The organism is Oryzicola mucosus, assembly GCF_014534685.1.
Classification (GTDB): domain Bacteria; phylum Pseudomonadota; class Alphaproteobacteria; order Rhizobiales; family Rhizobiaceae; genus Oryzicola; species Oryzicola mucosus.
The window spans coordinates 606,623-620,659 of the sequence record NZ_JACVVX010000001.1; the positions used below are offsets into that span (position 1 = coordinate 606,623).

At 63.2% G+C, this 14,037-nt stretch carries 10 protein-coding genes, 1 tRNA gene and 1 CRISPR repeat array; of the genes, 2 read left to right on the forward strand and 9 right to left on the reverse strand.

The features are described 5' to 3' along the window. Positions 1-381: 381 nt before the first annotated feature. Both ICI42_RS02845 and ICI42_RS02850 read left to right on the forward strand, forming a co-directional pair. On the forward strand, positions 382-1,140 hold the full coding sequence (locus ICI42_RS02845) for a response regulator (RefSeq protein ID WP_269140745.1): 759 nt from the start codon (positions 382-384) through the stop codon (positions 1,138-1,140). Beyond that, positions 1,137-3,152: a hybrid sensor histidine kinase/response regulator gene (locus tag ICI42_RS02850; protein ID WP_188163006.1), complete on the forward strand. Its 2,016-nt coding sequence runs from the start codon at positions 1,137-1,139 to the stop codon at positions 3,150-3,152. The genes ICI42_RS02845 and ICI42_RS02850 overlap by 4 nt, the downstream gene beginning before the upstream one ends. Positions 3,153-3,162: 10 nt before the next feature. On the opposite strand, the gene ICI42_RS02855 is transcribed toward ICI42_RS02850, so the two are convergent. The 9 genes from ICI42_RS02855 to cas1 all read right to left on the reverse strand — a co-directional run bounded on the left by ICI42_RS02855 (position 3,163) and on the right by cas1 (position 13,982). Beyond that, positions 3,163-4,263: an SH3 domain-containing protein gene (locus ICI42_RS02855; protein ID WP_188163007.1), complete on the reverse strand. Its 1,101-nt coding sequence runs from the start codon at positions 4,261-4,263 to the stop codon at positions 3,163-3,165. 245 nt (positions 4,264-4,508) lie between these two features. Then, a tRNA-Leu gene (locus ICI42_RS02860) sits at positions 4,509-4,593 on the reverse strand. 145 nt (positions 4,594-4,738) lie between these two features. Then, a complete protein-coding gene (locus tag ICI42_RS02865; protein ID WP_188163008.1) occupies positions 4,739-5,356 on the reverse strand; it encodes a 2,3-bisphosphoglycerate-dependent phosphoglycerate mutase in 618 nt (205 codons plus the stop codon). A 43-nt stretch (positions 5,357-5,399) separates the two neighbouring features. Then, positions 5,400-6,209 carry a 4-hydroxy-tetrahydrodipicolinate reductase gene (dapB, locus tag ICI42_RS02870; RefSeq protein WP_188163009.1) on the reverse strand — a complete coding sequence of 270 codons (810 nt, stop codon included), beginning with the start codon at positions 6,207-6,209 and terminating at the stop codon, positions 5,400-5,402. Then, the gene (locus tag ICI42_RS02875) at positions 6,206-8,065 is read right to left on the reverse strand and encodes an ABC transporter ATP-binding protein (RefSeq protein WP_188163010.1); all 1,860 of its coding nucleotides are present in this window, start codon (positions 8,063-8,065) and stop codon (positions 6,206-6,208) included. The genes dapB and ICI42_RS02875 overlap by 4 nt, the downstream gene beginning before the upstream one ends. 93 nt (positions 8,066-8,158) lie before the next feature. Next, a complete protein-coding gene (locus ICI42_RS02880; RefSeq protein WP_188163011.1) occupies positions 8,159-9,178 on the reverse strand; it encodes a glucokinase in 1,020 nt (339 codons plus the stop codon). 147 nt (positions 9,179-9,325) lie between these two features. Beyond that, positions 9,326-10,189, reverse strand: a complete 864-nt coding sequence (locus ICI42_RS02885; protein ID WP_188163012.1) for a bile acid:sodium symporter family protein — start codon at positions 10,187-10,189, stop codon at positions 9,326-9,328. Positions 10,190-10,269: 80 nt separating this feature from the next. Then, a CRISPR array of direct repeats spans positions 10,270-12,615; the repeat unit is 36 nt; unit sequence GTTGCAGTTGGCCCGCGATTTCTGAACTGCTAGGCT. Between the two features lie 72 nt (positions 12,616-12,687). Further along, positions 12,688-13,056, reverse strand: a complete 369-nt coding sequence (cas2, locus tag ICI42_RS02890; RefSeq protein ID WP_230980132.1) for a CRISPR-associated endonuclease Cas2 — start codon at positions 13,054-13,056, stop codon at positions 12,688-12,690. Beyond that, positions 13,053-13,982, reverse strand: a complete 930-nt coding sequence (gene cas1 / locus ICI42_RS02895; RefSeq protein ID WP_188163013.1) for a type II CRISPR-associated endonuclease Cas1 — start codon at positions 13,980-13,982, stop codon at positions 13,053-13,055. The genes cas2 and cas1 overlap by 4 nt, the downstream gene beginning before the upstream one ends. Between the last annotated feature and the right edge of the window lie 55 nt (positions 13,983-14,037).

Consider the following 14,037-nt stretch of genomic DNA (forward strand, 5'->3'; position numbering starts at 1 on the left):
CGAAATCAATTCGAATGTCAAACGAAATGGGCGGGGCGGACGAGGCGGGGGGACGATCCAAAGCGCTTTCCTGAGCACGGCCAGAATCACCATCGCATCGATGTCTCTGGCTTCCGTTGCGGCAGGGTGATAGGCTATGCGCGGACGTCGTTCAAAATTCTTTCGTTTTTGTTTCGTTTATGTAACAATAGTTGCGCATAACGACCAACCACGGAAACAAACGACCGATATCTCCGGCTCAGCGGTTTTTCGAGGAGCGACTACGGCCTCGAATAATCCGCGCAGTTCGCCCAGCGCCCAGCTGCGTGTCACTCAATGCAAAGAGCGGCACGCCACAGGCGCGTAAGGTGAATCTCATCGGGGGAGAAGGGGTGTGGGGCATTGAGTTGGGACAAGGTTGCAGCGCGGATCGTGGTCGTCGATGACGAAGACGGTCTTCGCGACATGGTGACGGAGTATCTGAACGGCCAGGGTTACGCCGTGCGGTCGGCCGATGGCGGGCGGGCGCTCGACACACTGATGGCTGAGGAAGCGCCCGATCTTCTGATCCTCGACGTCAACATGCCGGGCGAGGATGGCTTTTCGCTGGCGCGCCGGATCCGCGCCTCCAGCACCGTTCCGATCATCATGTTGACGGCAGCCGACGACGTCATCGACCGGATCGTCGGGCTTGAGCTGGGCGCCGACGACTATGTGACCAAGCCGTTCGACCTGCGGGAACTGAAGGCGCGGATTGGCGCCGTTCTGCGGCGGCGCGAGATCGAAAACCCCAAGATAGCCGAGACACCTCCCAGGCAAGAGCCGGTTCCGGCACAAAAGCTGGACCGGGACACTTTGGTGCCGTTCGGCAAGAAGCTGCTCGATCTGGAGGCCCATTGCCTCGTCGCCGATAACGGCGCGCATGAAGCGCTGACGGCCATGGAGTTCAAGCTGCTGCATGCGTTTGCGATCAACCCGAACCGCGTGATGACACGCGAAAGACTGCTCGACCTCGCGCAGAATCGCGATGCCGACCCATTCGACCGCAGCATCGATGTCCGCATCACCCGCTTGCGCAAGAAGATCGAGAGCGACCCTGCCAAACCGCAGACGATCCGGACCATGCGCGGCGTCGGCTATCTTTTCAGTCCGGCACAATGATACCGGAAGCCATCGACAGGACGCCTCGGCCGGCCAAGGCTGGGATCGGCGACGTCAACGCAATCGCTGCGGTCGGCTTCGACATGCTGCAGGCGCTGATCGACGCTGTCCCGGCGCGCGTTGTCTTCATCGACAACGAGCATCGCTATCGCTATGTGAACCGGCTTTTCCTCGACTTTCTCGGCTTGCCGGAAAGCGAGGTGCTCGGCCGCACGCCCGGCGAGGTTCTCGGCGAGGAGATATCGGCCGGCTACCATGACCTTCTGCCGCGCATCCATGCCGGAGAAACCTTCCGCTGGACCGGATGGGCGGATTATCACCGCTTCGGCAAGCGCTATGTCGAGGAAACCGTGCTGCGCTATGCCCCGGCGGGCGAGGTGCTTGGCATCATCTCCATCGGCCTTGACCTGACCGAGTTGCGACAGCGCGAGCAGGAACTGGCTGCGAGCGCCAAGGCCCAGGCGGAGAGCAGCCGGTTCCACGCCGCTGTGGTGGCGACCGCCATCGACTGCATCATCGTGGTCGACGACAAAGGCGACATCATCGAGTTCAATCCGGCGGCGGAGCAGACATTCGGCTTCAAGCGCGCCGAGGTGCTGGGGCTCGCGGTCGCCGATGTCATCATCCCGCCCGAGCTTCGCGGGCAGCATGTGAGAGGCATGGCCGACCATGCGCTGGGCGGCGGCGGCAAGCTCATGGGACGTCGTGTGGAACAGGTCGGGCTCAAGGCGGACGGGACCCGCTTCCCGGTCGAACTTGCCTTGTCGGAGGTCAATATCGACGGCCGGCGGCTTTACACCGCCCATATTCGCGACCTGACGGCTGCACGCCAGGCGCAGACTGAGATCGAGCGTCAGCGCGATACGCTCTACCAGAAGGAGAAGCTGGCGGCGCTGGGTTCCATGCTGTCGGGCGTGGCGCATGAGCTCAACAATCCGCTGTCGATCGTCGTCGGCCAGTCGATGATGCTGCGTGAACAGCTCGAGGCCGAGGCAGCACCCGCTTCATCGAGCCTGCGTGAGCGGGGAATGAAAATTTCGCAAGCCGCTGAACGCTGTTCGCGTATCGTCAAGAGCTTCCTGGCGATGGCGCGGCAGCGCAAGGCTGAACCGCGCGCGGTAACGGTGGAGACATTGGTGCAGGATGTGCTGAGCCTGCTCGCCTACGGTCTCAGAAGTTCCGGCATCCAGGTGAGCACCGACATTCCAGCCGACCTGCCGCCGATCTGGGTGGATGGCGACCAGATCCACCAGATTCTGGTGAATCTCGTCATCAACGCGCAGCAGGCGATGGACATGGTGCCGTCGAGCGCGCGACGGATTTTCATCTCCGCGTGCAAAACCGGCGCGAACCGGATGGAGCTGTCGGTTCAGGATGGCGGACCGGGCGTGGCGGCCGACATCCGCACGCGGATTTTCGACCCATTCTTCACCACCAAGCCGCAGGAGGTCGGAACGGGCATCGGCCTTGCGGTCTCCCGGGGACTGGCCGAATCCAACGGAGGCACGCTCGACCTCGCGGAGCAGGAGGCCGGCCACGGCGCGCGCTTCGTGCTGTCTCTGCCGACCGGCGAAAAGATCGCCGCGAAGAAGGAGTTCTCCGCCGAAACGGAGCAGGCATCCAGCCGACGCCGGCCTTTGGCTCTCGTGGTGGAGGATGAGTCCGAACTGGCGGAACTGCTGGCCGAACTGCTGTCCTGCCTGAATGTCGATGCCGTGACGGCGGAGGGCGGGGAGCAGGCGCGGACGATGGTCACGCAATCGGTGCAGCCTTTCGACATGGTGCTGTGCGACATGCGGATGCCGGGCGGCGATGGACCGACCTTCTATGCCTGGCTGCAAAAAGACTATCCGCACATTGCCGAGCGCGTGGCCTTCGTGACCGGCGACACGCTCGGTCCGTCGGCGGTGCATTTCCTGCAGAACTGCGGACGGCCGCTTTTGGAAAAGCCCTTCACCTTGCCGGATCTTCAGGCGCTGGTGGCACAATTGCTGGACATGAAAAGCGCATAGCCGCGCCGCATCAGTCTCCGATCGCCACCGCGTCAGTGATCTCGAAGCGCTCGGAAACGCCGATGCGGATCATGTTGAGCGAACCCTCGCGCGTGAAGCGGAATTCGGCACGCGTGTTGGAGCCGGACGGATTGCCATCGCGGAAATGAATGACGCGGGTGCCGCCGTCGGGCCAGGTGACGGTCACATCCGCCTGTCCTTCCGCCGGGCGCACCACGCTTGCCGCGCATGCGGTCATGGGCTGGCCGGTATAGCGCGCACAAGGCACAGATAGGGCCAAGGCTATGGCTTCCTGGGCCCGCGGCTGCAGCGATGCAATGAGAGGTTCCGCAGGTTCCTGCGGAGCTTCGGCAACGGGTGTCTCCGGCATCGCGGCAGGAGCCGCCGAGGCCACCGTCGCCAAAGCCAAGGCATAGCTGGTGCCGGCATCGAGGCCCGGCTGTGCCTCTTCCGCGGCAGGCGGAAGCGCAAGGGCCGGTGCGCCGCCGAAACGAGCCTCTATGCCCGAAGGAAGCGCAGTCGAAACTTCAGGCGTGGATTCGACCGGAGCCGGCCGATCCAGCTTCTCGGTGGTATCGGCAGAGGGTGCCGCCAGGGCTTCCGATGGAGCCGGCACCGGCGCCAGGGCGATCTGCTCCTGCGCGGGCTGTGGTTCGGCGCCTTCTGGCGCGGCCTCGCCCACAGGCACCGACGGTTCAGTCGTTTCGCCCGTTATCGTGCCGAGAGCGTCCTGCCGTTCGCCGGCGGAGGCCGTGGAGATAAGATCGTCGGGCAGTTCCAGAGGGCGCAGATAGCGCGCCGGCGCCCATCCGCTCAAGCCTTCCAGTTCGATGGCCTCGACCTTGCACCACTCATAGCCGTTGACCGCCTTGCAGTCGTATTTCCGCACCACCGCGCCATTCGGCAGACGGCCTATCACCTTCTGCATCGGCGACGCTTCGACGCGAACGTTGAGCAAATCGCCAGCGGCAACGCCCTCAACCATGGCGGTCGCGGAAGGCTTTCCCTCGACCGGCGGCAAGGCGGCGGCTGTTGGAGCCTCTTGTGCGATTGCAGGCCCGGCGAAAAGCACAAGACAGGCGATGGACGCGGCAAGGGACAGGCGAGGCATGGCAAATTCCGCTGATACGCGTCCGGCACTGATACCCGAATGGCAAGTCGGCAAGTTGGGCGCATTTGGCCACGGTCGCCTGTCGTCCGCAACCCTCCGACTGTTCTTTCGCCGGGGGTGTTGCGTCTTGACGACATCAGCCGCGCAAGCCGCATCGGCGTGCTTCCGAGCAGAGAGCGACACGCCCGGGGGCGAGCCGAATATCAATGTTAAGTGCTTGATCCCGTTGGTAGTCGGGATGGGAATGGTGCCCAGAAGAGGACTCGAACCTCCACGCCTTGCGGCACACGGACCTGAACCGTGCGCGTCTACCAATTCCGCCATCTGGGCTGGTGCGGGCTCATGTAAGCGGGCAAACGATGCCTGTCAACGCGCTTTTTCAAATCCCCCGCCGATTGCCGAACATTCCCTGTCCGGCAGCCGGCAAAGCGCAGAAACAGGCGATGCGAAGCCACCTATCCCCCATAAAATCGGCTCAGCCGAGCACGTCCTTCGACGCCACGGTCGAATCGGCGTTCAGCCTGTAGACGACCGGAATGCCGGTGCCGAGTTCCAGCTTGAGGATTTCCTCGCTGGTCAAACCGTCGAGCGCCATGATCAAGGCGCGCAGGGAATTGCCATGCGCGGCCACCAGCACCGTCTTGCCGGCAAGCACATGCTTCTGGATATCGTGGATGTAATAGGGCCAGACGCGCGCGCCGGTGTCCTTCAGGCTCTCGCCGCCGGGCGGCGGCACATCATAGGAACGGCGCCAGACATGCACCTGCTCCTCGCCCCACTTGGCGCGGGCATCGTCCTTGTTGAGGCCCGACAGGTCGCCGTAGTCGCGTTCGTTGAGCGCCTGGTCGCGGATGGTTTCCAGCTCGCTTTGGCCGAGACCGTCGAGAATATGCTGGCAGGTCTTCTGCGCGCGGGTCAGAACCGAGGTGAAGGCGATATCGAATTTCAGCCCCTTGGCCTTGAGCTTTTCGCCGGCTTCCTTGGCTTCGGCATGGCCCTGCTCGGTCAAATCAGGGTCGCGCCAGCCGGTGAAAAGGTTCTTCAGATTCCATTCGCTCTGGCCATGACGGACGAGCACGAGAGTTCCCGACATTGTCTTCCTTCCCTTCAACGATCAAACTGACGCGGCGACGTCCTCAGAGCCCGAGAACGTCGCGCATGGAATAAAGGCCTGGCTTGCGGCCATGCGCCCAGAGCGCTGCCTTGACGGCGCCGCGAGCGAAGATGGACCGGTCTTCGGCGACATGCGACAGGGTGATGCGCTCGCCGCTGCCGGCCAGGATGACCGAGTGGTCGCCGACGACCGAACCGCCGCGCAGCGTGGCAAAGCCGATGGTGCCGGCCGCGCGCGCGCCGGTGTGGCCGTCGCGCACCCGGACGCTGTGATCCGCGAGCGCGACCTCGCGCCCGATTGCCGCGGCCTGCCCGAGAAGAAGGGCCGTGCCGGACGGCGCATCGACCTTGTGGCGATGATGCATTTCGAGCACCTCGATATCGAAGTCGTCCGGTCCGAGCGCCTTGGCAGCCTGCTCGACCAGCACGGCCAGAAGGTTTACGCCCAGGCTCATATTGCCCGACTTGACGATGGGAGCATGGCGCGCCGCGGCGGCGATCCGTTCATCGTCCTCTGCGCCGCAGCCGGTGGTGCCGATGACATGGGCGATGCGTGCCTGTGCCGCATAACCGGCGAACTCGACCGTCGAGGCCGGGCTGGTGAAGTCGAGCACGCCGTCGGCCTTTGCAAAGGCGGGCAGCGGATCGTCGGCGATGACGATGCCGTTTTTGCCGATGCCGGCCAGCTCGCCCGCATCCTGCCCGATGCGCGGCGAGTCCGGCCGCTCGACCGCAGCCACGAGCCGGGCGCCGTCAATCGCAGAGATGGCGCGGATCAGCGCCTGTCCCATGCGTCCGGCCGCACCCACCACGACCAGTCCCATTTCGCTCATGCGGGTCTCTCCTCGATTGCGCGCTCGACGGCTTCGTCCCTGTCTTGGGGGGCATCGGCTATGTCGTCAACCAATCCGATATCCTGGTCGTCCTGCAACTGATAGAAACGCGCATACAGACTGTTCGGATCGGCCAGAAGCTCGGTATGCGTGCCCTGCTCCATCAGCCGGCCCTGCTCCAGCACGACGATGCGGTCGGCGCCGATGACGGTCGACAGACGATGCGCGATCACCACTGTCGTGCGGCCCTGCATGGCGGCAGCCAGGGCTTGCTGCACCTTGGCCTCGGATTCGTTGTCGAGCGCCGAGGTGGCCTCGTCGAGCAGCAGGATGGGCGCGTTGCGCACCATGGCGCGCGCAATGGACAGGCGCTGCCGCTGGCCGCCCGACAGGGTGGCGCCGTTCTCGCCCAGCGGCGTGTCGTATCCCAGAGCCAATTGCCGGATGAAACCGTCGGCTTCGGCCAGCTTCGCAGCCTGCTCGATCTCGGCGTCGGTCGCCTCCTCGCGGCCATAGCGGATGTTGTCGCGCACCGTGCCTTCGAACAGATAGGGATGTTGCGAGACATAGGCGATGGAGCGGCGCAGCGACTGCTTGGTGACGCCGGCAATGTCCTGCCCGTCGATCTCGATGCGGCCGCCGGTGACGTCGTAGAAGCGTTGCAGCAGCGCCACGATCGTCGACTTGCCGGCCCCCGAGGCACCGACAATGGCCGTGGTCCTGCCGCCTTCAGCGGTGAAGCTCAAATCGCGCAGCACCGGCAGGTCGGCGGCATAAGCAAAATTGACCCGGTCGAAGCGGATCTCTCCGGCAGACACCGAAAGGGCCTTGGCGCCCGGCGCATCGCCCTGGCGCGGCTCGAGGTCGAGGATCTCGTAGATCATGCGGGCATTGACCAGCGAGCGCTCGAGATTGACCTGGGTGCGCGCCAGACGCCGCGCCGGGTCGTAGGCCAGAAGCAATGCGGTCACGAACGCAAAGATTGTGCCGGGCGGCTGGCCGCCGGCGGTGGCGCGATAGCCGGCATAGGCAATCACGATGGCGATGACGATGCCGGCCAATATGTCCGAGATCGGCGACAGGCGTTCGGAGACCCGCGCGATCTTGTTGGAACGCTGCTCGACATCTTCGGCAAGCGCCGCCATGCGGCGCGACAGCTGGTCTTCCATCGTGAAGGCCTTGACGATGGCGATGCCCTGCACAGCCTCCTGCATCGCCCCGCCGAGTTGCGAGCCGACCACGATGGCGTCGCGGTTGAGCTTGCGCAGCCGCCGCATCAGATAGTTCACCGAAAGGATCAGCGGCGGCCCGATCAGGAAGGCGATCAGCGACAGGACAGGGTCCTGGACCACCATCACCGCGACAAGCGCCACCAGCGAGATTGCGTCGCGCGCCACCGAGGTGACCAGCATGTTGAGCAGGTCGCGCACGCCGCCGACATTCTGGTTGATCTGGGCAGCCAAGGTGCCGGAGCGGTTCTCGGCGAAGAAATCCATGCCGAGCTTCATCAGATGGTCGAAAATACGCTTCTGGTACCGCGCGACGAGATTGTTGCCGACCCGCGCCAAGATGACGGACTGGCCATAGGTGGCGACGCCACGGACCATGAAGGCGGCCATGATCGACAGGCTGATGACGGCGATGAGGTCGGCGCGCTGGCGGTAGAAAATCTCGTCGATGACGTCGCGCATGATCCAGGCGGTAAACGCCGTTGAACCCGCGATCGCGACCAGGAAAACAGCGGCGATGCCATACTGCCACGCATAGTCGCGGCCGTTTTCGGCAACGATGCGCTTGAGGATGGAGACGACTTCGCCACCCTTGGATGACGTGTCCTGGCTTTTGCTCGAACTCAACCCGGCTTCCCGTGAACGCTGCGCCAGTGCCCGTTCCGGGCGGCGCTTCGCGCCCCTCCTACATGAAGTCGGCGCTGGACGAAACCGGCTTTATCAGCGCCAGCGGCGGCCATGGGTCTGCACGCCGAACTGAAACGGTGTCCTGGCATAGGCGGCGAGCCCGGCAAGCGCGCCGAGCGGGTGGGTGATGACATAGACCGGCATGGTCCGCATCAGGGCGCTGTGCGGCGCCTTGTCCTCGAACGCCGCACGGAAGGCGCCGGTCTTCAGCGCCGGGACGATCTTCTGGGCAATGCCGCCGGTGAGATAGACCCCGCCGCGGCTCTTGAACACCAGCGCGACGTCGCCCGCCGTGCGGCCGAGGCAGGTGACGAAGATCGACAGCGCCTCTTCCGCCACCGGATCGCGCCGCTCCAGCGCCGCCGCGGTCACCTCCGCCGGCGTGGTCATCGTGGCCGGCTTGCCGTCGGTTTCGGCCACGGCCCGATAGACATTGACCAGGCCGCGCCCGCACAGGATCTGTTCGCCCGACAGCCTGCCGTCGATATGCTCGATGCGGGGAAACACGTCGAAATCGCGCGGCGTGCGCGGGCCGATATCCATGTGCCCGCCCTCGCCCGGCACCGGGATCCATCGCCCCAGCGCATAGACCAGACCCGCGACGCCGAGGCCTGTGCCGGGACCGAGCACAACCTTTCCGGCCTCCTCCTGCGGCTCGCCGCCGCCGATCTTCTCCATATGCTCGTCGCCCAGGGCAACGACGGCCAGCGCCTGCGCCTCGAAATCGTTGAGCACGACAATGTCGGCGAGGCCAAGGCTGCGCAACTGCTTCGGCCGCACGACCCAGGGGCAATTGGTCAGCGGAATCTCGTCGCCATTGACGGGTCCGGCCACAGCAAGGATCGCCGAGCGCGGCGCGGGGCCGTCGCGTTTTTCGGCAATGGCCTTGATCGCGTCGTCGATGGTCGAAAAATCCGCCGTGCGAACCACGACCGGCGCGCCATCGGGCGCATCCGGGCCGTCGACCACGGCAAAGCGCGCATTGGTGCCGCCGATGTCGCCGATCAGGATGGGAAAGGCGAATGCCGTTTCATGATCGGCCTGTCGTGACATCAGCGGATATTCCCCCGTTCGCGGGACCATCCGCGATTTCTGAACTGCTAAAGCTCATTGCGACAATCGCCGAAATGCGTCAAGCTTTGCCGTTTCCTCAAGGTATCCGGCGCGCAGGGTTGCGGGTGGCCCGTCATCTCCAGGCTGCTAGACTCGGTTGCGAACAAGGCTCCACACGAACAGCCCGCCGACGAGATAGGCGACAAGGCCGTAGGCCGCCGGCGCTATCGCCATTTCCGGGTCGTTCAGCATATGCTCGCTCATCGCCAAGGCGATGACCAGCGCCGCGTTGCGCAAACTGATCGACATCGACAAGGCGACCGACTGATGCCGCTCGATATCGAGCATCCTGGGGACCCAATAACCGACGGCCAAGGCCATCCCGTTGAAGGCAAGCGCGACCGCGCCGACCGTAGGTCCCCATGTCACCAGCAGACGCCACTGCCCGACCAACGCGACGAGGACGACCGTTGCGAGAAAGAGCGTGGCCAGAAGTCTCACCGGCTTGTCGAGTCTTCCCGCGAGGACTGGATGCCGCTTGTGAATGTAGGCGCCGACCAATGCCGGCACGATGGCGATCGCAAAAATCTGCATAACCTGATGAAGCTGAAGCCTGACGGCGCCGTTTTCACCGTAAAACGCCAGCAGGGACAGGTTTGCGATGATCGGCAAGCTCACAATCGCGAGCAGTGAGGAGATGGCCGTCAGCGCAATGCTGAGTGCGACGTCGCTGCGCGCCAAATGCGTATACAGTGCCGCGGAAGTCCCACCCGGGCTTGCCGCAAGCAGCATCATGCCAACGCAGATCGCCGGCGGAAGACCGGACAAGGACACAAGGAGAAAACACAAGGCCGGCAACAGGATGATCTGGCAGAACAGACCGACCATCACCGGCCACGGGCGCGCAAGGACACGAACAAAATCTTCGAGCCTAAGCGATAGCCCCAGACCAAGCATGATGATGCAAAGCGCCGCCGGCAGGCCGACACTCAACGCCAGACTTGACTGCATACGCCGCCTCCTCAGATGCAGTCAGCTCTATCGGAAAGTCCTTATAACACCGTGAAGCCGAGAACATTCGCGATCGTCCGGTTGCAGTTGGCCCGCGATTTCTGAACTGCTAGGCTCCTGTCGCCGGGCGATGTCGGCCGACTAGGGTTGCAGTTGGCCCGCGATTTCTGAACTGCTAGGCTCATTGCGCGCAAGGCTGAAGAGGCCCCCACGTTGCAGTTGGCCCGCGATTTCTGAACTGCTAGGCTTCGCAGTAACTATACCTTGAGTTCCACGCTGTTGCAGTTGGCCCGCGATTTCTGAACTGCTAGGCTAATTCGCCAGGAGTTGGCCGGCGCGGCCCTGTTGCAGTTGGCCCGCGATTTCTGAACTGATAGGCTATGGCAGGTGAGGACACATCATCGGTCTATGTTGCAGTTGGCCCGCGATTTCTGAACTGCTAGGCTGAGCGATTGCATGTGGATGATGGGGTCTCTGTTGCAGTTGGCCCGCGATTTCTGAACTGCTAGGCTTCATGCGCATTCAAGCTGCCTTTTCTTCCAGTTGCAGTTGGCCCGCGATTTCTGAACTGCTAGGCTCGCTCATGACGAGCAGGCAGAGCCGGTGGCGTTGCAGTTGGCCCGCGATTTCTGAACTGCTAGGCTCAACCAGAACATTCACAACTACGCGGGCGTGTTGCAGTTGGCCCGCGATTTCTGAACTGCTAGGCTTCGTGTTGACTGCCATGCCGACAAGAGGTCGTTGCAGTTGGCCCGCGATTTCTGAACTGCTAGGCTGCCCTCGTGGCTGTTTCGGCTGATCCAGGAGTTGCAGTTGGCCCGCGATTTCTGAACTGCTAGGCTTTCGTGGCAGCATGATTGTCGTTGTCTGCGGTTGCAGTTGGCCCGCGATTTCTGAACTGCTAGGCTGAGCTGTTACGGCGAACCGTTCTATGCGTCGTTGCAGTTGGCCCGCGATTTCTGAACTGCTAGGCTGCTCCATGACAGTTGTCGTCGTTACTCCCCGTTGCAGTTGGCCCGCGATTTCTGAACTGCTAGGCTGGGCATGCGTCATTGCTCGATGCAGGCCGGGTTGCAGTTGGCCCGCGATTTCTGAACTGCTAGGCTCTGCCCGAAGGCGATCAGCGCTTGGAAGGCGTTGCAGTTGGCCCGCGATTTCTGAACTGCTAGGCTACCCACATGTCAAAAGCACCATTGCAGTCTGTTGCAGTTGGCCCGCGATTTCTGAACTGCTAGGCTTGGGGGGGTCATCTACGCGACCACGGCGGCGTTGCAGTTGGCCCGCGATTTCTGAACTGCTAGGCTGTCCCGACATGCCAATCGAGCGCTCGAACAGTTGCAGTTGGCCCGCGATTTCTGAACTGCTAGGCTACTGACCGGCTCGGCCACGATCACGCGCGAGTTGCAGTTGGCCCGCGATTTCTGAACTGCTAGGCTCTACCTTGTCAGCCAGTACAACCCGCCCGCGTTGCAGTTGGCCCGCGATTTCTGAACTGCTAGGCTTCATGGCCTGGTCGTGCATGGTGTTGACGCGTTGCAGTTGGCCCGCGATTTCTGAACTGCTAGGCTAAATCAGATGACGAGGACGGTGACGGGTGCGTTGCAGTTGGCCCGCGATTTCTGAACTGCTAGGCTGGCTCAACCCGATGTCTTCGAACGGCGCAAGTTGCAGTTGGCCCGCGATTTCTGAACTGCTAGGCTGACCATCGTCTCGGCCGACGGCCGGGTCTAGTTGCAGTTGGCCCGCGATTTCTGAACTGCTAGGCTCGTCGGTGAACAGCGTGTTCCCCTCGATACGTTGCAGTTGGCCCGCGATTTCTGAACTGCTAGGCTATCATGGCTTATCTGGATCGGACGTTGCCGGTTGCAGTTGGCCCGCGATTTCTGAACTGCTAGGCTCGATGTTTTCGCGTGGTTAAAGCGGAATCGGTTGCAGTTGGCCCGCGATTTCTGAACTGCTAGGCTGAGATGGACTGGCGAGCCGCGCGTGGTCAAGTTGCAGTTGGCCCGCGATTTCTGAACTGCTAGGCTCGCAGTCCGCATCTTCGGCGAGGTTCTTCAGTTGCAGTTGGCCCGCGATTTCTGAACTGCTAGGCTGCTGGTGGAGGGGAGGAGGCGGGGGCTGCTGTTGCAGTTGGCCCGCGATTTCTGAACTGCTAGGCTCTTCGCGCTGGCGCTCCAGATGCGCCTTAAGTTGCAGTTGGCCCGCGATTTCTGAACTGCTAGGCTCTCATCAGGAAAGAGCAAGCGGCCCGACCAGTTGCAGTTGGCCCGCGATTTCTGAACTGCTAGGCTAGACGCCAGAATCGTCAACAACATCAGTCTGTTGCAGTTGGCCCGCGATTTCTGAACTGCTAGGCTCGCGTCGGTGGACACCTGCCGCAGCTTGTTGTTGCAGTTGGCCCGCGATTTCTGAACTGCTAGGCTATTTCGGGGCTCAAATCCTTGGTTTTCCAAGCGATTTGAGCCCCGGGAAGCCAACCGAAATCCAGCGAATCGCTAGAAAAGCGCGAGCTGTTCGGGATTTTTCGAGCGCTTCCGGCGTGACTGGTCGGAGAATCGGATGATGTTTTCATACTGCCGGTCGGTGAACTGGAAGACGAAAATGTCGCCGCGCTCGGGCAGGCTGCTCTCGATCTTGCGGATATAGGCATCGAATTGCTCCTTGCCGTTGCAGATGCGCAGATAGTTGGACAATTGGCTCATCTCGAAGCCGAGATCGAGCAGATGCAGGCGAAAGGCGCTGGCCGCCTTGCGCTGTTTTTTGGTTTCCACCGGCAGGTCGAACGTCACCAGCATCCACATGAGCCTGTAGGCGGACAGATGCGTTGGCTCGCCGCCTCCCTGTTGCGTGTAAAAGGTGGTCATGCCGGCGCCTCCGCGCGGCGGCCGAGGGCGGCGAGCGCCAGCGGATCAGGCGGGCGCGGCAGGTCGAGCGCCACGATGCCGGTCTCGAACGAGGTCGCCACGGAATGGACCAGGCGGCTCGCCTGCACCGAAAGCGGGCTGGTGCCGGCCGATGTGTCGAGGTCCAGATCGGCTATCTTGACCAGCCGGGCCTTGGCCTCGGACGTGACGTCGCGGATGTCTTCGGCCATGAGCGACAGCACCACGCGGTCGATCAGCGGGCGATAGGGTTCCATCAGATCGTCGGCCAGCGCGAAGGCGTTGGCGCGGTTGGAGTGGAAAATGCCAAGTGTGGGGTGCAGCCCGGCCGCGCAGATGGCGCGGGAAAGCACGGCGCGCAGCACCGTGTAGCCATAGTTGAGCAACGCGTTGGGCCCGTCGCCGTCGGCATCGCGGCGAAAACCGGCGCCCATCAGCGCCGACCAGTAGCGGCGCGCCGCCTGCGCTTCGAGATTGTCCGGGTCGCCCGAGCGGACCTTTCTCGCCAGCATGGCAAAACCCGCGCCCTCGCCGCCGGAAGCCGACAGCACCGCGCCCTGCATCAGGATTTTTCCGGCGACGATCTTCTGCCAGAGTTGCTTGGTCAGCGGCTTGGGCGCGGCTGCCTGCGCCCGCATGCGCGCGCCCTGCAGATGGTGGCCGGCGAGCGGCCACAGGCAGGTGATCGGCGCATGGTTCTGGGCGCAGATCACCACCGGCACGTTGCGCTCGGCCAGCTTGACGAACACGCTGTTGGACCAGGTCAGGCCGTGGGCATGGGCGATGACGGCGCCGATATCGTCGAGCGCGATGCGGCCCTTCTCCTCGTGGCCGGCGGAGACGGTCAGGAACCCGCGATGCACCGCCAGATGCAGCCCATCCGTGCTGATGTCGACGACCCGATCCATACGCCACACGCAACCAAAGGTAGATTGCCATACGATAATCTACCTTTGGTTAAAA